Annotated in this window: 12 protein-coding genes and 1 pseudogene; 8 read left to right on the top strand and 5 right to left on the bottom strand. The window is 66.8% G+C overall.

Features of this window, described 5'->3' with window-relative positions:
• The 5 genes from Q0Q02_RS07710 to Q0Q02_RS07690 form a co-directional block, all read right to left on the bottom strand.
• Positions 1-2,015: TIM-barrel domain-containing protein (locus Q0Q02_RS07710; protein WP_293808278.1), on the bottom strand; the 2,015-nt coding region annotated here is incomplete at its 3' end.
• Positions 2,016-2,205: 190 nt separating this feature from the next.
• Positions 2,206-3,273 (bottom strand): sn-glycerol-3-phosphate ABC transporter ATP-binding protein UgpC, encoded by a 1,068-nt coding sequence (locus Q0Q02_RS07705; RefSeq protein WP_293808276.1) that lies wholly within the window; start codon positions 3,271-3,273, stop codon positions 2,206-2,208.
• On the bottom strand, positions 3,273-4,325 hold the full coding sequence (locus Q0Q02_RS07700) for a carbohydrate ABC transporter permease (RefSeq protein ID WP_293808275.1): 1,053 nt from the start codon (positions 4,323-4,325) through the stop codon (positions 3,273-3,275). The genes Q0Q02_RS07705 and Q0Q02_RS07700 overlap by 1 nt, the downstream gene beginning before the upstream one ends.
• 175 nt (positions 4,326-4,500) lie before the next feature.
• Positions 4,501-5,523: a sugar ABC transporter permease gene (locus Q0Q02_RS07695; RefSeq protein WP_293808273.1), complete on the bottom strand. Its 1,023-nt coding sequence runs from the start codon at positions 5,521-5,523 to the stop codon at positions 4,501-4,503.
• Between the two features lie 5 nt (positions 5,524-5,528).
• Entirely contained in the window at positions 5,529-6,806 is a 1,278-nt protein-coding gene (locus Q0Q02_RS07690; RefSeq protein ID WP_293808271.1) for an extracellular solute-binding protein, read from the bottom strand.
• Positions 6,807-6,976: 170 nt separating this feature from the next.
• On the opposite strand from Q0Q02_RS07690, the gene Q0Q02_RS07685 reads away from it, so the two are divergent.
• From Q0Q02_RS07685 to selB, 8 genes and pseudogenes are all read left to right on the top strand, one after another.
• Positions 6,977-8,068 (top strand): LacI family DNA-binding transcriptional regulator, encoded by a 1,092-nt coding sequence (locus Q0Q02_RS07685; RefSeq protein WP_293808270.1) that lies wholly within the window; start codon positions 6,977-6,979, stop codon positions 8,066-8,068.
• Positions 8,069-8,170: 102 nt separating this feature from the next.
• A complete protein-coding gene (gene fdnG, locus Q0Q02_RS07680; protein ID WP_293808269.1) occupies positions 8,171-11,254 on the top strand; it encodes a formate dehydrogenase-N subunit alpha in 3,084 nt (1,027 codons plus the stop codon).
• A 13-nt stretch (positions 11,255-11,267) separates the two neighbouring features.
• Positions 11,268-12,185 carry a formate dehydrogenase subunit beta gene (gene fdxH / locus Q0Q02_RS07675; protein WP_293808268.1) on the top strand — a complete coding sequence of 306 codons (918 nt, stop codon included), beginning with the start codon at positions 11,268-11,270 and terminating at the stop codon, positions 12,183-12,185.
• Positions 12,169-12,864, top strand: coding sequence for a formate dehydrogenase subunit gamma (locus Q0Q02_RS07670; RefSeq protein WP_293808266.1), 696 nt, complete (start codon positions 12,169-12,171; stop codon positions 12,862-12,864). The genes fdxH and Q0Q02_RS07670 overlap by 17 nt, the downstream gene beginning before the upstream one ends.
• Positions 12,865-12,931: 67 nt before the next feature.
• Positions 12,932-13,852, top strand: a complete 921-nt coding sequence (gene fdhE / locus Q0Q02_RS07665) for a formate dehydrogenase accessory protein FdhE (protein WP_293808265.1) — start codon at positions 12,932-12,934, stop codon at positions 13,850-13,852.
• 174 nt (positions 13,853-14,026) lie between these two features.
• Positions 14,027-15,433, top strand: a complete 1,407-nt coding sequence (gene selA / locus Q0Q02_RS07660) for an L-seryl-tRNA(Sec) selenium transferase (protein WP_293808263.1) — start codon at positions 14,027-14,029, stop codon at positions 15,431-15,433.
• Complete coding sequence (locus Q0Q02_RS07655; protein ID WP_293808262.1) at positions 15,420-16,169, top strand: tetratricopeptide repeat protein; 750 nt, start codon at positions 15,420-15,422, stop codon at positions 16,167-16,169. The genes selA and Q0Q02_RS07655 overlap by 14 nt, the downstream gene beginning before the upstream one ends.
• A pseudogene (gene selB / locus Q0Q02_RS07650) lies at positions 16,166-17,980 on the top strand (selenocysteine-specific translation elongation factor); the annotation flags it as partial. The gene Q0Q02_RS07655 and the pseudogene selB, both read left to right, overlap by 4 nt.
• Positions 17,981-18,016: the final 36 nt, after the last annotated feature.

Here is an 18,016-nt window from a genome sequence, read left to right as displayed (position 1 = left end):
AGGCGGCCGAGCGGCGCCGCGACCGTCACGACCGCGCCGCCGTCGAAGTGCTGGCCGGTGTGCCAGTCGTACCAGCCGCCCGCATGAACCGGCAGGTAGACGCTGCGCTCGCGGGCGCCCTCTTCCAGCACCGGCGCGACCAATACGTCCGGCCCGATCATGAAGGCGTCGTCGGTCTTCACGGCCGTCGCGTCCTGCGGGAAGTTCCAGAGCAACGGCCGGATCGCCGGGGTGCCGTCGCGGCTGGCGCGCCACATCAGCGTGTAGAGATAGGGCATCAGCCGATAGCGCAGCGCGATCGCCTCGCGCACCTGCGGCACCATCTCGGGATACATCCAGGGCAGGTTGACGACGCCATCGTCGTTCCAGGAGTTCATCACCATACGCGGCCAAAGCGAGCAGAACTCGTTGAAGCGCACGAAGAGCTCGGGGCCGGGCGTCGGGCCGTGGAAGCCGCCGACATCGTGACCGATCGAGAACATCCCGGACAGGCTCATGTTGAGCCCTTGCGTCAGATTGTAGCGCAGCGTCTTCCAGGCGGTTTCGTTGTCACCGGACCAGGTCTGGGCGTAACGCGAGATGCCGGCGCAGCCACCACGCGTGATCGCATATTGCCGCTTGCCGGGCTGGCGATCGGCCTGCGCCTCGTAGGAGAGCTTGGTCATCAGGAGCGGCTGCGCCGGACGCGCGAGCGCCTGCCGGAACGGGCGGCCGTCGCCGTCGCAAAGCGCGTCCTCGTCCCAGATCTCGTATTCGTTGTTGTCGTTCCAGACCGTGGTGAAGCCGTAATCGAGCAGCGCCATCTCGATGCCGTTGCGCCACCAGGCGCGGCCCTTCGGATTGGTGTAGTCGAGATGGAAGCCGAGCCCGTCCCAGAACTGCGCGACGGCCGGCTTGCCGCTGTTCCCGTCGCGAACGAGGAAATCGCCGTCGAGCGCCTCCTTCAGGCGCGGATGGTCGTCGAGCAGGCAGGGCTTGAGATTGGCCACCGTGAAGATGCCGACATCGTTCAGCCGTTGCATCGTCGCCTTCGGGTCCGGGAACTTCTGCCGGTTCCAGTTGAAGGCGTAGCGGCGATGGCCGATCTGGGTATAGCCCGAGCCGAAATGGAACGAGTCGCAGGGGATGCGATGCGTCGTGAGCTTGCCGATGAAATCACTGATGCGGGCATCGGCATCGGGCGCGTCGGCGATCGCCATCGAGGTGACGCCGAAGCCGAAGGACCAGAGCGGCGCGAAAGCCTGCCCGCCGGTCAGCCACGAGAAGCGCCTGACCACATCCGGCACGGTCGGGCCGGCCATCACGTAATAATCGAGATCGCCGTCGTCGCCTTTCCAGGAGCGGAACAGGCCGTGGTAATTATCGAGCGTGCAGCCGAAATCGACGCTGCCGGTCGAGAGGTTGTCGTAATAGAGGCCGTGGGCTCCCGCCGGCCCGTCGACGATGAAGAAGGGCAGCATCTTGTAGAGCGGGTCCGACAATTCGGCGTCGAAGCCGCAAGGGTCGACCGCGTCGATGGCGAAACGGCGGCCGGTGCGGTCGAGCGGGCCGGCCTTGTCGCCGAGGCCGTAATGGCGCTCGTGCTCGTCGCGCGCCATGAAATGCGCGAGCGCGCCCGTGCGGGGCGAAACCAGATAAGCCTGCGTCGTGCGGTCCTGCAGGAAAGGCTTGTCCTCGCCGTCGCGGCGCCAGGCGATGCTGAAGGGCGAGAGCGTAACTTCGGCGCTCAATCCCCCCGCGGCAATGACGACCTTGCCCGCGTCGGCCCGGATATCCGTCCTCGGGCAGGTGAAGCCCGCGAGGCTCTCGCGCGGACGCCCTTCATAGGCCGGCTCCAACCCGCCCGGTGCGATCGACCAGCCACGGTCGAGCCTGTAGCCATCCTGCGGCTTCAGCGTCACCCGGCCGATATCGCCTTCGAGAATACCAACGGAGAGCGTATGGCCGAGCCCGAGATCGAACAGGGCGGCTTCGCCATCGCGGCCGAGATAGCGGCCTTGCGTCAGGGCTTTCATGGATTGGTCTCCGAGTACCTTGGTTTTCCCAGCCCCGTCATTCCGGGGCTTCGCGCAGCGAAGAGCCCGGAACCCAGAACCGACATCGGTGCCGCAACTGTCGATCGGCCCGATCCCCCTCCTGAGAGCGCATCGGTTCTGGGTTCCGGGCTCAGGCCTTCGGCCTGCCCCGGAATGACGGCGCAAATCTTCAAACCCTGACCGCTTGGCCCGCTTCGTCGAACAGATGCAGGCTCTGCTGCGGGAGGGCGAGCGGCACCGTATGGCCGCGTTCATGCTCGCTCTGGCCGTCGAGCCGGAGCGTGATCTGGGGCAGGCCGGCGGCGGTCCCATAAAGGTAGCTCTCGCCGCCGAGCCGCTCGACGAGATCGATCGCGAGCGGCAGCCCCTGCCCGTTCGGTGCCAGCGCCAGATGCTCGGGGCGGATGCCGAGCGTGACCTTGCTGCCGGCGGCGAGGCTGCCGGTGGCGCAAGCGACCTCGTGCCCGCCCTCGCCCAGTGCAACCTTGCCGGCAGCGCTGACGCGGCCCGGCAAGAGGTTCATGCGCGGCGAGCCGATGAAGCCGGCGACGAAGAGGTTGTCGGGGCGATTATAGAGTTCCAGCGGCGTGCCGACCTGCTCGATCCGGCCGCCCTGCAGCACGACGATGCGGTCGGCCAGTGTCATCGCCTCGACCTGATCGTGCGTGACGTAGATCATCGTGCCGCCGATCTCGGCATGGAGCGCGGCGAGCTCCTTGCGCGTCGCGACCCGCAGTTCCGCGTCGAGATTCGACAAAGGCTCGTCGAACAGGAAGATCTTGGGATCGCGCACGATGGCGCGGCCGATGGCGACGCGCTGGCGCTGGCCGCCCGAGAGCGCCTTGGGCTTGCGCTCGAGATAGTCGGTGAGGCGCAGCATCTGGGCGGCGCGCTGCACGCGCTTGTCGATCTCCGCGCGCGGCAGGCCCATGTTTTCCAGCGCGAAGGCCATGTTCGCGTAAACGCTCATATGCGGGTAGAGCGCATAGGACTGGAACACCATCGCAAGCCCACGCTCGGAGGCAGGCAGATGGGTCGCATCGGTGCCGTCGATCGCGATGGTGCCGCCGGTGATCTCCTCCAGCCCGGCGATCGAGCGCAGCAGGGTCGACTTGCCGCAGCCGGACGGGCCGACGAAGACGACGAACTCGCCATCGGCGACGTCGAGATCGATACCGTGCAGCACCGTCGTCGCGCCATAGGCCTTGCGGACCCCGGAAAGCTTCAGGCCGGCCATTATTTCATTCCCGTATTGGCGATGCCGGTGGTGATAAAGCGCTGCAGAAAGACGAAGACCAGCGCGACCGGAAGCAGCGTGACCACCGTCATCGCGAGCAGGTAGTGCCACTGCGTCTGCAATTCGCCCTGGAAGGCGTTGAGGCCGATCTGCAACGTGTAGGACTCGGTCTTGGTCAGCACCGCCAGCGGCCAGAGGAACTCGTTCCAGCGCCACATGATCGAGAAGATCGCGAGCACGGCCAGCGCCGGCATCGCGAGCGGCATGACGATGCGCCAGTAGATCTGCCACTCCGAGGCCTTGTCCATGCGCGCGGCCTCGATCAGGTCGCGCGGCAGGGTCAGCATGTACTGGCGCAGCAGGAAGACGCCGGTCGGCGTCGCAGCGCCCGGCAGGATCACGGCCCAGAGCGAGTTCACCAGCCCGAGCTTGGTGATGACCAGATAGACCGGCACGAGAATGATCGTGATCGGGATCATCAGCGTGCCGATCACCATCAGCATCACAGCCGTCTTGCCCCGGAATTCGTAGATCGAGAGCGCATAGGCCGCCATCGAGTTGATGATCAGCGTGATGATCGTCGCGACCAGCGTGACGAACACCGAGTTCCACAGGAAGCGCGTGAAGGCGAAGCGCTCCAGCGGCTCGGTATAGTTCTCTGTGGCGAGCTTGAACTCGCGGACGGGCATGCGCTTGTCGATGGGAACGCGGATCGTCTCAGCCGGATTGGCGGGGTCGACCATCTGGGCCTGGATACCGATGCGGCGGACCTGCGCCAGCACGCGCTTGGAGCCGTCCGGCATCTCGACCTCGAAGAGCGGCAGCTTCTGCGCCTGGCCCGGCACCGCCACCTCCTTCTGCGACATCGGCAGCAGCGAAGGCGGGAATTCGAGCAGCCCGGCCTGCGTCTTGAACGAGGACAGGCCGAGCCAGAGCACCGGGCCGAACATCAGGACGACGCCGAGCGCGAGATAGGCATAGGCCGCGATATCGGTCCAATGCCAGCGGCCGGGCTTGCGCCGGGCGGTCATCATCCGCGTCGCGAGGCTCATGGCGAGCTCCTCTTCGCGCCAACCCAGGCACAGCCCTCATCCTGAGGAGCGCCGCAAGGCGCGTCTCGAAGGATGTTCCAATTCGCTCCGGAGCCTCCTGGAACATCCTTCGAGACGCCGCCGGCGCGGCTCCTCAGGATGAGGGCTGAGGGTTGGAGAAGCACGGCCACCCGGCTCATGCGGCCCCCTTGCGGCGGCTTGCCGCGAGCTGGGCCAGCGTCAGCGCGAAGAGCACGATGCCGAGCACGACGGAGGCTGCCGCCGCCAGACCGAAATTCTGGACCTGATTGGCGAAAGCCGTCTCATAGATGTAGTGCACGATCATCAGCGTCGCGGTGCCCGGCCCGCCGCCGGTGAGCACGAAGACCTCGTCGAAGGTCTGCACGCCCTTGATCAGCGCGAGCACGATGACGACGATCATGTTCGGCCAGAGCAGCGGCAGGGTGATGCGCCAGAACACGCGCCAGCGCGGCGTCGCATCCATCTCGGCCGCCTCGTAGAGATCGGCCGGAATGGCCTGGAGGCCGGCGAGCAGGATCAGCGTGTAGAAGCCCATATGGGCCCAGACCGAGACGAAGACGATCCAGAACATCGCCCAGCTCGGATCGACCAGAAACAGGATGCGCTCGCCGCCGATCGAGGTGATCGCGGCATTGAGCAGGCCGTCGCGCTGGAGGATCCATTTCCAGGTCAGCGCCACCACCACCGGCGAGAGCAGGACCGGGAAGAAATAGACGGCGCGGAAGAAGCCACGCGCCCGGATCTTCATGTTCAGCACAACGGCGGTCAGCAGCGAGAACAGCACCATCGCCGTGACCTGGAAGACGGTGAAGCGGGCCGTGTTGGAAACACCGCGCCAGAAATGGTCCTCGCGGCAGGAGGATGGGTCGAGGAAGGAGCCGCAATCGAAGAGGTAGCCGTATTGCTGCGCCCCGACGAAAGGACGCTCGCTCGGGAAGAGCCCGGCCCCGCCCGTCACCGAGAAGACGAGGTTGATGACGAGCGGTAGGAACACAAAGAGCGAGAAGAAGGCGAGGTTCGGCAGGATGAAGACATAGGCCATCCGCCGCTCGCCGATCAGGCGCTGGAGCGCCCGCATCGGTCCATCGACGAGGCGCATCAGGAGCGCGAGCGGCGCGGCAAGAAAGCCGGCGGCGCCCGCGCCCTCGCGGCGCGGGTTTGTCTCAGCGGTGGCCATCGGCCTTACTTCTTGCGCTCGGCGATCTGCTGGGCGACGTCGGATTCGATCCGCTTGAAGGCCTCGTCGAGCGTGCCCTCGCCCGAGATCGCCTGGCCGAGCCGGCTGATCACCGCGTTGAAGATCACGCGGTTGTTGACATAGCCCTGCAGCTTGTAGGCGGCTGGCGAGATCTGCGCGACCTGATCCGAGAAGACCTTGAGCGCGGCCTTGCCCTGCGGCGTCGCACCAGCATAGTCGAGCCCCTTGGCGGCAATGCCGAGATGGCCGGGGACGAAGAGCGAGCGGGCATAGAACTCGCTCAGCACCGGCTCGCTCGCCAGATAGTCCATCACCTTGGCGACGGCCTCCGGGCTCTTGGTCGTCTTGATCGCGACGAGACCGGCGCCGCCCGGCATGGGCGAGCAGCCGCCTGCCCCGCAGGGCGAGGGAACCGCGACCCAGTCGAAGGCGTCGCCCACCGTCTTGTCGAACTGGGCGATCTGCCAGGAGCCGGACTGGTACATCACGACCTGGGCGTTCTTGAATTCGTCATTGGCGCCGCGATAGGCGGTGCCGGAGACCGAGCCCCAAAGTTCCTTCGCCATGGTGCCGTTCTGGTGCCAGTCATAGATGAGCTTGGCGCCGCGCCGGAAACCCTCGTCGATCACCGCCGGCTCGCCCTTGTCGTCGAAGACCTTGGCGCCTTCCGAGACTGCGACCGAGAAGAAGCGATGACCGGAGCGGTCCATCGCGACCGGGAACGGCGCCTTGACCTTGGTCGCGACCTCCTTCGCCGCCTTGCCCCAGTCCTCCCAAGTCGCCTTCGCACCCGGCAGCGCGACGCCGGCCTGCTCGAACAGCGTCTTGTTGACGAAGGGGCCGGTAACGGTGAGCTGCGTCATGAAGCCGGTGATCGCGCTGGAATCACCCTCGGGGCGCATCCAGGGCAGGAACGGGCCGAAATTCTTCTCCCAGTAGGAGGCGTCCTTGAGATAGGGGCGCATATCGAGCGCGTAGCGGGCGACGCCGCCGAGGTCGACGACGCGGGCGATGTCCGGCCCCTGCCCCGAGGCAAGCTGGACGGGCAGGTTCTCGGTGATCGCCTTGTAGGGCACCTGGTCGAGCACGACCTTGATGTCCTTGTTCTGCGCTTCGAAGCGCTTCAGCAGGTCGGAGACGACCTCGCCCTCATTGCCGTCGGAGTACCAGGCGATGCGCACCGTGGTCTGCGCGAACGCCCCGCTGCCGGCGACGAGGCCGACCGTCAGCGCGAGCGCCGAAATCCAGTGTTTCCCCTGCATCTGCGTTCCATCCCTTGCATGACCACGGCACTTCAACGGGCGCCTTGACAATCACTAAGGCAAACGTTTGCCTTGCTTGTCAACGGGTGGATGTCGCGGCATGGCTGAATTAGCCGGCTTTCGATCCACCGACCGGCACCGAGGCCGGGCGCCTGCACCGGGGGAGAACCATGACGGCAAAGGCCGCAAGACCGCAGCAGGACGGGGTTTCCCTAGCGACGGTGGCGCGGGAAACCGGCGTCTCGGTCGCGACCGTTTCGCGGATCGTCAACGGCAAGAGCGGGCGGGCCTCTCCGGACACGATCGCCCGCGTCGAACAGGCGATCGCACGGCTGGGCTACCGGCCCAACCCCGTCGGGCGGGCGTTGAAGCGCCGTGCCAGCCGGGTGGTCGCGATGCTCGCCCCCAATCTCGACAACCCCGCCATGGCCGCGATCGCGGTCTCGACGGAAGCCGCGCTGCGGGACGCCGGCTACGTCATGATCCTCTGCGACACGCATGACCGCGCCGATTTGCAGGACGATTATCTGCGGGCGATGCGCGACCAGTTCGTGGCCGGCTACGTGATGGTCAGCGCCGTCGGCAGCGCCGGCCTTGCCGAAGCGCAGACGCGCGGCGACCCGATGGTGTTCGTCGCGCGGCGCAATCCGCTCGGCGGCGGCGCCTATGTCGGCATCGACAACCGCAAGGCGGGCGCCGATGCCGCCGACTACCTGCTCGCGCAGGGCGTCAGACGGCCTGCCGTGCTGATGGCGACACTGAACGCTTCGAGCACGACCGAACGCGCCGACGGCTTCATTCAAAGGCTCGTCGTTCAGGGCATTCCGGACGCCGATATCCGCCGGGCGAGCGCGCCCAGCCTGTCGCATATCGAGATCGGCTATGCCGCGGCTAAAAGCCTGGAAGAGAGCGGCGGCTGGCCCGACGGGGCCCTTTGCGTCAGCGACATGATCGCCTATGGCGCCTATCGCCGCGCGACGGAGACCGGCATCGCGATCCCCGAGCGCTGCATCCTCGTCGGCATCGACGGCAACGCGCTCAATCACTGGATCGCGCCCTGGCTGACCTCGATCCGCATCCCCTACGAGAGCTTCGGCCGGCATATCGTCGCGCAGCTCTCCTCCGCATGGGGCGGCAGCGCAACCGCCGACATCAACGTAACCCACGAGCCGCTTCCAGCTACGGCCCCCCTGCCCCGCGCGCCTGACAGCCACACCGAGGCAAGGCCCAGCAAGCGGTACAATCGTAGGCCGAAAGTCTAAGAGCCTGCCCGTCCAGCCGCGAAGGCTTGCCTTGACGCCCCTCCCTCAGAGTTTCACTATTCCAAATTGAACGACGCTTCGTCGTCGCCCTGGGAGGTTGAGATGCTGCATGAGCTCTCGCGTCGCCAGTTTCTGAAAGCCGCAGGTGCGGGAGTCGCCGGTTCTGCCGTCGCCGCACTCGGGTTCGGCGGTGCCGAGGAGGCACTTGCCCAGGCCGTGCGGCCCTTCAAGCTGGCCCGCACCACGGAAACACGAAACACCTGCCCGTACTGCTCCGTCGCCTGCGGCGTCATCATGTACGGCCTGGGCGACAAGTCGAAGAACGCCCATCCGGCGATCATCCATATCGAAGGCGACCCGGACCACCCGACCAATCGCGGCACGCTCTGCCCGAAGGGGGCCGCCCTCCTCGATTTCGTCCATTCGGAGACGCGCACCAAGGTCCCGCAATATCGCGGCCCGGGCGAGAAGGCGTTCCGCCAGATCAGCTGGAACGAGGCGCTAGACCGCATCGCGCGCCTGATGAAGGACGACCGCGACAAGAACTTCGTCGCGAAGAACCAGGACGGGGTCACGGTCAACCGCTGGCTGACCACGGGCTTCCTGGCGGCTTCGGCCACCACCAACGAGACGGCTTTCCTGACCTACAAGGTCGTGCGAAGCCTCGGAGTTCTGGCGTTCGACAACCAGGCGCGCGTTTGACACGGACCGACGGTGGCCAGTCTGGCCCCAACATTCGGTCGCGGTGCGATGACCAACTCCTGGACGGACATCAAGAACACCGACCTCATCATCGTCATGGGCGGCAACGCCGCCGAAGCGCATCCGTGCGGCTTCAAATGGGTCACTGAGGCCAAGGCCCAGCGCGGCGCCAAGCTGATCGTCGTCGATCCGCGCTTCACGCGCACGGCCTCGGTCGCGGATTTCTATGCGCCGATCCGGCAAGGCACCGACATCGCCTTCCTGCTCGGGGTGATCCGCTACTGCATCGAGAACGACAAGATCCAGCACGACTATGTGCGCGCCTTCACCAACGCGCCCTATCTCGTGAAGGAGGGCTTCTCCTATCAGGACGGCCTGTTCTCCGGCTATGACGAGGCCAAGCGCGACTATGACCGCTCGAGCTGGGACTACGAGCTCGGGCCGGACGGCTATGTCCAGGTCGACGAGACCCTGCAGAACCCGCGCTGCGTCTATCAGCTCCTGAAGCAGCATGTCGCCGCCTATACGCCCGAGATGGTCGAGCGCATCTGCGGCACGCCGAAGGACAAGTATCTCGCGATCTGCAAGATGATCTCCGAGTGCTCGGCGCGCGACAAGACGATGACGTCGATGTACGCGCTCGGCTGGACGCAGCACTCGAAGGGCTCGCAGAACATCCGCACCATGGCGATGGTGCAGCTCATGCTCGGCAATATCGGCGTGCGCGGCGGCGGCATGAATGCGCTGCGCGGGCATTCCAACATCCAGGGGCTCACCGATATCGGCCTGATGTCGGACCTGATCCCCGGCTATCTCACGATCCCGAAGGACAGGGAGGTCGATTTCACGACCTATATGTCGACGCGCGGCTTCAAGCCGTTGCGTCCCAACCAGATGAGCTACTGGCAGAACTACCGGAAGTTCATGGTGAGCTTCCTGAAGTCGATGTGGGGCCCGGCAGCCACGGCGGAGAACGAGTTCGCCTATCAGTGGCTGCCGAAGCTCGATGTCGGCGGCTACGACCTCCTGCGCATCATGGACCTGATGCATCAGGGCAAGGTCAACGGCTATTTCTGCCAGGGCTTCAACCCGCTCCTGTCGGCGCCCAATCGCAACAAGATCACGGAATCGCTGTCGAAGCTGAAGTTCCTGGTGGTGATGGATCCGCTCCAGACGGAAACGGCGCGGTTCTGGAAGGACGAGGGCGTCCATAACGACGTGAAGCCCGAATCGATCAAGACCGAGGTCTTCGAACTGCCGACGAGTTGCTTCGCCGAGGACGAGGGCTCGCTGGTCAATTCCGGCCGCTGGCTGCAATGGCACTGGCCGGGCCAGGAACCTCCGGGCGAGGCGAAGGCCGACACCTGGATCATGGCGCAGCTCCATATGCGCCTGCGCGAGCTCTATCGGAAGGAAGGCGGCGCCTTCCCCGATCCGATCGTCAACCTGCACTGGCCCTATCGCGATCCGCAGGACCCGCAGCCCGACGAGATGGCCAAGGAGCTCAACGGCTACGTCGTGTCCACCGTCACCGACCCGGCCGACCCGAGCAAGGTGCTGCTGGAGAAGGGCAAGCAGGTCGACACCTTCGGCCAATTGCGCGACGACGGCTCGACCGCCTGCGGCTGCTGGATCTATTCGGGCAGCTGGACCGAGCGGGGCAACATGATGGCCCGGCGCGACACCAGCGATCCCGGCAATACCGGCGCCTATTCCAACTGGGCCTTCTCCTGGCCGGCCAACCGGCGCATCCTCTACAACCGCGCCTCGGCCGATCTCGACGGCAAGGCCTGGGATCCCAAGCGCAAGCTGATCGAGTGGAACGGCACGGCCTGGACCGGCTATGACGTGCCCGACATCGCGGTGAACGCCAAGCCGCGCGATGTCGGCCCGTTCATCATGAATGCCGAGGGCTCGGCCCGCCTGTTCTCGCGCGGATTGATGCGGGACGGGCCGTTCCCGGCGCATTACGAGCCGTTCGAGAGCCCGGTCGCCAACGTGATGGCGCCCAAGATCCGGGGCAACCCGGCAGCGCGCATCTTCAAGGACGACCTCGCCGCGCTCGGGACTTCGGACAAGTTCCCGTATGCAGCGACCTCCTACCGCCTGACCGAGCATTTCCACTACTGGACCAAGCATGTCTGGGTGAATGCGGTGCTTCAGCCGGAGTTCTTCGTCGAGATCAGCGAACAGCTGGCCGCGGAGAAGAACATCCAGAAGGGCGGCTGGGTGAAGGTCTCCTCCAATCGCGGCTCGGTCTATGCCAAGGCCGTGGTGACCAAGCGCATCAAGCCGCTGATCTGCGACGGCAAGACCGTCCATGTGGTCGGCATCCCGCTCCACTGGGGCTTCACCGGTGCGGCCAGGAAGGGCTTCGGCCCCAACAGCCTCACCCCGTTCGTCGGCGACGCCAACACCGATACGCCCGAGTTCAAGGCGTTCCTGGTGAATGTCGAGCCGTCCAACGGACCGGCGACGAGCTAGGGAGGCGAAGGCAATGGGACTGCAGAGCCAGGACTTCGCCCGCATCTCGGCAACCACCTTCAGGCCGCCGGATGTCCGCCACGATTTCGAGGTGGCGAAGCTCATCGACGTCTCCAAATGCATCGGCTGCAAGGCCTGCCAGGCGGCCTGCCTGGAATGGAACAACCTGCGCGAGGAGATCGGCATCAACCGGGGCGTCTACGACAACCCGCATGACCTGACGGAGAACACCTGGACGCTGATGCGGTTCACCGAATGGGAGAACCCGGAGAGCGGCAATCTCGAATGGCTGATCCGCAAGGACGGCTGCATGCATTGCGCCGATCCGGGCTGCCTTAAGGCCTGCCCCTCGCCCGGCGCGATCGTGCAGTACAATAACGGCATCGTCGATTTCGTCTCGGAGAACTGCATCGGCTGCGGCTATTGCGTGAAGGGCTGCCCCTTCAACATCCCGCGCATCAGCCAGGCCGATCACAAGGCCTATAAATGCACGCTCTGCTCGGACCGGGTCTCGGTCGGCCAGGCCCCGGCCTGCGCCAAGGCCTGCCCGACGGGCGCGATCGTCTTCGGCACCAAGCAGGCGATGCTGGACCATGCGCAGGGCCGCGTCACCGACCTGAAGTCGCGCGGCTTCAAGAATGCCGGCCTCTACGACCCACCCGGCGTCGGCGGCACGCATGTGATGTATGTCCTGCATCACGCCGACCAGCCGCAGCTCTATGCCGGGCTGCCCAACAATCCGCGCATCAGCCAGGTCGTCGAGCTCTGGAAGGGGCTGACCAAATATGCCGGCATGGCGGTCGTCGGTTTCGCCGCCGCCTTCGCCTTCGTCCATGCGACGATCGCCCGACGCAACGATGTCAGCCGCGCCGAAGACCGCGAGGCCGAGCATCTGATCGACGAGGAGGCTGCCCGTGGCCGTCAGACGTGAGGAGGGGCGCACCACCGTCGACCGCTATCCCGGCCGCGTGCGCGTCAATCATTGGGTCACCGCGATCTCGCTGATCCTGCTGGCGCTCAGCGGGGCCGCGCTGTTCCATCCGTCGCTGTTCTTCCTGTCGGGGCTGTTCGGCGGCGGCTCCAACACGCGCGCGCTGCATCCCTGGATCGGCGTCGTGCTGCTCGCAAGCTTCGCGATCCTGTTCGTTCAGATGGTGCGCTACAATTTCTGGACGAAGGCCGACACCAAATGGATGAGCCATATCGGCGAGGCGATGTCGGGCCGCGAGGAGAACCTGCCCGAAGTCGGCAAGTATAACGGCGCGCAAAAGATCGTCTTCTGGCTGATGACGCTCCTGATCCTCGTCCTGTTCGGGACGGGCATCATGATCTGGTACGAGTATTTCGGCGCGAGCTTCACCATCGAGCAGCAGCGCGTCGGCCATATCCTGCATGCGCTGGCGGCGGTCGCGATGCTGCTCGTCGTCATCATCCATATCTATGCCGGCTTCTATGTCCGTGGCACGATCAGCGCCATGACCGAGGGCAAGGTGACGGGGGGCTGGGCCTTCCGGCACCACCGGCTCTGGCTGCGGCAGGAAGCGCGTGAGGGCGTCATCGACGAGCGCCAGGTGCCGCCGCGCCATCACGGCGTCGGTCCGGCCGAATGAATTTCGACTGCGGGACATCCCCGGATGCCCCGCCTCCCGTGACCCGTGCGGTTCGAGAGGACACTGAATGAGCGACGATCCGGGCTTCGCCACCTTCGAGGATGTCGGCACGCCCGAGCGCGATAGGCCGCCTTTCGTGCGCCTGCCCGAGCCCGCGGCGCTGTTCGACCGACGCGCCGCGCGTTTCGCCGCGCTGGCGCCGGGACACCAGCTCGAAGCCTATCTCACCTTCCTGGCAGAGTTGACCCGGGCGCAGGCGACGTTGGTCGCCGCCACGCCCCCGCCGGACCTGCCCTCTCCCGGCGAGCTGCGGCTGCGCGCGAGCCATGCCATGCCGCTGCTCCCGCGCGAGGAACTGGCGGCGGACCCGGCCGTGTCCGGTGCTTTCGACCGGCTCGCAAAGCTGCTGGTCGGTGTCGCCATGCCGGATCTCGCGCGCGGGGCTCTGTCTCGCGCCGTCTCAGCCGAGCCGGAGGCAAGGCAGGCGATGTTCGCCGCCGTGCTGGCCGATGCGGTGCCGGTCGAGGCCGTGGCCGAGCATATCTTCGCCGCCGCGGTCCTGCAGGTCATAGCGGCCCGGCGCAGCGCCTTGCTCGACCCGCTCCTGCCGCAGCCGGTGGCCGACGGCGTCTGCCCCTGCTGCGGCGGGCCGCCGGTCTCGAGCGTCGTTGCCGGCAATGCCAATATCGAGGGCGTGCGCTATGTCCAGTGCTCGCTCTGCGCGACGCAATGGAACCATGTCCGGGTGAAATGCGTCTCCTGCGGCTCGACCAAGGGCATCGCCTATCAGGCGATCGAGGGCATCGCCGACACGATCAAGGCCGAGACCTGCGACGAGTGCCGGACCTATGTGAAGATCCTGAACCAGCGCAAGGACATGGAACTGGAGCCCGTGGCGGACGATGTTGCCAGCCTCGGGCTCGACCTGCTGGTGACCGAGGCCGGGTGGCACCGGGCGGGGGTGAACCCATTCCTGCTGGGGTATTGAGATTGTCGGATCGCAGGAGAACCATCGCCGTCATCCCGGACGCAGCGAAGCGGAGATCCGGGATCCATCGTAGAATTCCGCAGCCCTTCGATGGATCCCGCGGCAAGCCCGGGATGACGTCGCGTTTCCGCGTATAGTGAACAGCGTGATCAAGCGTCTCCCGGAGGGAGCCTGATGAACAAGCCCGAACATTTTCGCCCGCCATCGGTCGATACGGTGCTGCGCAGCCCTGGCGGCGAACTCGCCATCGTGCGCCACGGGCGCAACGAGGCGACTGATGCGGTCCGGCACGTCATCGAGCGGCTGCGCTCGGGCGGTGCGCCGGCAGCAGCCTCCGTCGATCATGTCAGCCGTCTGGCCCTGGATTGGCTGGAGGAACGCAGCCGGCCCTCGCAATGCCCCGTCATCAACCTGACGGGCACGGTGCTGCACACCAATCTCGGCCGCGCCCTGCTCGCCGAGGAGGCGATCGAGGCGGTGGTCGCGGCGATGCGGGCACCGACCAATCTCGAATATGGGATCGAGACCGGAAGCCGAGGCGAACGCGACGCGCATGTCCGCGGCCTCGTGCGGGAACTCACCGGCGCCGAGGACGCGATCCTCGTCAACAACAATGCCTCGGCCGTGCTGCTGGTGCTCAACACCCTCGCCCGCGATCGCGAGGCGATCGTCTCGCGCGGCGAATTGATCGAGATCGGCGGCGCTTTCCGCATGCCCGACATCATGGCGCGCGCCGGCGCGACCCTGCGCGAGGTCGGCACGACCAACCGCACGCATCTCAAGGACTACGCCGAGGCCATCGGCCCTGAAACTGGGCTCATCATGAAGGTCCACACCTCGAATTATGTGGTGCAGGGCTTCACCGCCGAGGTCGAGCCCGCCGAGCTCGCTAAGCTTGCGCACCAGCACGATCTACCCTTCGTCGACGATCTCGGCTCAGGCACGCTGATCGACCTCTCGCGCTGGGGCCTTCGCAAGGAGAAGACGGTTCAGGATGCGCTCAAGGGCGGCGCCGATCTCGTCACCTTCTCCGGCGACAAGCTGCTCGGCGGGCCGCAGGCCGGCATCGTCGCCGGACGGAAGGACCTGATCGCGAAACTGGCGAAGAACCCGCTGAAGCGGGCTTTGCGCCTCGACAAGCTCAGGTTGGCGGCACTGGAGGCGACGCTCCGGCTCTATCGCGATCCCGACCGGCTGGCGCAGCGGCTGCCGACACTCAGACTGTTCACGCGAACCGCCGGTGACCTGCGCGCCCTGGCCGAGCGCCTTCAACCCAAGGTCGCGGCGGCGATCGGTACGGGCTGGACCGTCGAAGCCATCGATTGCGCCAGCCAGATCGGTTCCGGCGCGCTGCCGCTGGAGACGCTGCCGAGCGCAGGCCTTGCTCTGCGCCCGCTGGGCAAGGCTGCAGGCTCCACCGTCGAGAAGCTGGCTGCGGCTTTTCGCGCGGTGCCGGTGCCGGTGATCGGGCGGATCGCGCAAGGCACCCTGATCTTCGACCTACGTTGCCTGGAGGATGAAGCGCTGTTCGCGGCGCAGCTCGACGCGCTGAAACCCGAGCAGTCCGATGCGCTGGCTTAAGTGCCTTTTCGGTCGCGACGAGGCCGCTGATGACGATACCGCCGTGACGATGGCAAAGGCTACGGCGGCGGTCGAGCGCGGCGACCATCCGGCCGCGCTCGCGCTTTGGGGACCGCTCGCCCAGGCCGGCATCGGGCGGGCGCAGAACAATATCGGCGCCTGCTTCGCCGAAGGACTTGGCGTCGAGCGCGATCCGACCCTGGCGCTGCGCTGGCTGACGCTGGCCGCCGAAAGCGGCGACCCGGTCGGGCAGCGCAATCTCGCCGCCTTGCACTTCAAGGGCGAAGGCGTCGCGCAAAGCGATGCCGAGGCTATCAGGCTCTATCGACTCGCGGCCGAGCAGGGCGACGCTCCGGCGCAGGACATGCTCTCCTGGATGTTGCTGGAAGGCGGTAATGCAGCCGACCGGGCAGAGGCGCTGCGCTGGGCTGAGGCCGCGGCAGAGGCCGGCATCGCCACCAGCATGACCCGGCTCGGCATGATGCATCACGATGCGCTCGGCGTGGAGCGCGACGCCGGCGCCGCCGCGCAATGGTGGCAGCGCGGCATGGTGGCAGGCGATCCGGATTCGGAAGCCATGCTCGGCGCCGCGACCCTGCTCGGCCAGGGCGTGCCGGCCGATGCGGAGCGCGCGCTCGCCCTGCTGCTCGCGGCCGAAGGCAAGGGCAGCCAGCTCGCGGCGCCCTTCCTCAAGGCCGCGCGCGCGGCCGTCGCTCCGTCGGGGCCGCCGCCATGATCATCGGCACCGCCGGGCATATCGACCATGGCAAGACCTCGCTGGTCCGGCGCCTGACCGGCGTCGATACCGACCGGCTGAAGGAGGAGAAGGCGCGCGGCATCTCGATCGCGCTCGGCTTCGCCTATTGGCCGCAGGCCGACGGCTCGGTCGTCGGCTTCATCGACGTGCCCGGCCATGAGAAATTCGTCCACACCATGCTGGCCGGCGCCGCCGGCATCGACCTCGTGCTGCTGGTCGTCGCGGCCGATGACGGCGTGATGCCGCAGACGCGCGAGCATGTCGCCATCGCCCGTTTGCTCGGCATCCGCGAGGCGATCGTCGCCATTACCAAGGCCGACCTCGTTCAAGCCGACAGGATCGAGGCGGTCGAAGCGGAGATCGCGGCGCTGCTGGCGTCGAGCCCCTTCGCCGGAGCGCCGATGCTGCCCGTCTCCACGTTGACCGGAGAAGGCCTGCCGGAGCTTGCCGACCTGCTTGCTGCCCGCGCCCGCGAGGCCCAGACACGGCAAGGCGATGGCGCCTTCCGGCTTGCGGTCGATCGCTGCTTCACCTTGCAAGGCGCCGGGACGGTGGTGACGGGCACCGTCCTGTCCGGCAGCGCGATGGTTGGCGATAGCGTCGTCGTTTCGCCAGGCGGGCTGCCGGCAAGGGTGCGCTCGATCCACGGCCAGAACCGCCCGGCCGAACGCGGTCGTGCCGGGGAGCGCTGCGCGCTCAACCTCGCCGGCCCCGGCATCTCGAAAGATGCCATCCGGCACGGCGACATGGTGCTGGCGCCAGCGCTCCATGCCCCGACGACGCGGATCGACGCCGAGGTGACGCTCCTGCCCGGCGAAAAGGCGCTGACGATGTGGCAGCCGGTGCGGCTGCATCATGCCGCGGCCGAGATCGGCGCGCGCGTCGTCCTGCTCGATGACGAGATCACCGCTGGCCGCGACGGCCTGATCCAGCTCGTGCTCGATGCGCCGCTGGCCGCGGCGACGCTCGACCGCTTCGTGCTGCGCGACGCGAGTGCCTCACGCACGATCGGCGGCGGCCGCTTCCTCGACCTGCGCGCGCCGGAGCGCCGACGACGCAGCCCGGAGCGCCTCGCCCAGCTCGCCACGCTCGGCCTGCCCGATCCTGCGGAGGCCCTGCAGGACCTGTTATCGGTGCCACCGCACCAAGCCGATATCCATGGATTCGTTCGCGACCGTGCGCTCGGCCTCGCTGCGACCGAGGAACTAACGCGCTGTCTCGGCCTCGTCAGGATCGGCCCGCTCGCGATGCTGCCGGCGCATTGGCAGGACCTGGCACAGGCCGCCAGCGAACGGCTCGATGCCTTCCATGCCGAGCATCCCGACCTGCCGGGCATGGGACTGGAGCGGCTGCGCTTTGCCATTGCGCCCCGCTGGCCGGCCCCGTTGTTCAGGCAGGCTCTCGCTCGACTCGCGGATGAGGGCGTGCTGGTGCCGACCGGATCATGGCTCGGACGGCCCGGTCATGAGGCCCGGCTTTCGCCGGAGGACGAAGTGCTTTGGAGCCGAATCAGGCCGTTGATCGCCGATCTTGAGCGCTTCCGCCCGCCCCGCGTGCGCGATATCGGCCATCTGCTCGGGCGGCCCGAGGAGGAAATCCGGCGCCTGCTGCGGCTCACCGGCCGGCGCGGCGATGTCCATGAGGTCGCGCTCGACCACTTTTTCCTGCGCGACACGCTTGCCGAGATGGTCGGCATCACGGCCGAGCTTGCCGGACTTCATCCGGCCGGCTTCAACGCCGCCCAATTCCGCGACAGGCTCGACAACGGCCGAAAGGTCGCTATCCAGATTCTCGAGTTCTTCGATCGCCATGGCGTCACCATCCGC

The organism is uncultured Allobosea sp., from assembly GCF_945956895.1.
Taxonomy (GTDB): Bacteria; Pseudomonadota; Alphaproteobacteria; order Rhizobiales; family Beijerinckiaceae; genus Allobosea.
The sequence above is the reverse complement of the archived record's forward strand: the minus strand, read 5'-3'. Positions and strand labels throughout refer to the sequence as shown.

Bases quoted from the DNA above. Each gene is read 5' to 3' on its own strand.
- Q0Q02_RS07690 (WP_293808271.1), bottom strand. From the start codon at position 6,806: ATGCAGGGGAAACACTGGATTTCGGCGCTCGCGCTGACGGTCGGCCTC.
- selA (WP_293808263.1), top strand. From the start codon at position 14,027: ATGAACAAGCCCGAACATTTTCGCCCGCCATCGGTCGATACGGTGCTG.
- Q0Q02_RS07655 (WP_293808262.1), top strand. From the start codon at position 15,420: ATGCGCTGGCTTAAGTGCCTTTTCGGTCGCGACGAGGCCGCTGATGAC.
- Q0Q02_RS07705 (WP_293808276.1), bottom strand. From the start codon at position 3,273: ATGGCCGGCCTGAAGCTTTCCGGGGTCCGCAAGGCCTATGGCGCGACG.
- fdhE (WP_293808265.1), top strand. From the start codon at position 12,932: ATGAGCGACGATCCGGGCTTCGCCACCTTCGAGGATGTCGGCACGCCC.
- Q0Q02_RS07695 (WP_293808273.1), bottom strand. From the start codon at position 5,523: ATGGCCACCGCTGAGACAAACCCGCGCCGCGAGGGCGCGGGCGCCGCC.
- fdxH (WP_293808268.1), top strand. From the start codon at position 11,268: ATGGGACTGCAGAGCCAGGACTTCGCCCGCATCTCGGCAACCACCTTC.
- Q0Q02_RS07685 (WP_293808270.1), top strand. From the start codon at position 6,977: ATGACGGCAAAGGCCGCAAGACCGCAGCAGGACGGGGTTTCCCTAGCG.
- Q0Q02_RS07700 (WP_293808275.1), bottom strand. From the start codon at position 4,325: ATGAGCCTCGCGACGCGGATGATGACCGCCCGGCGCAAGCCCGGCCGC.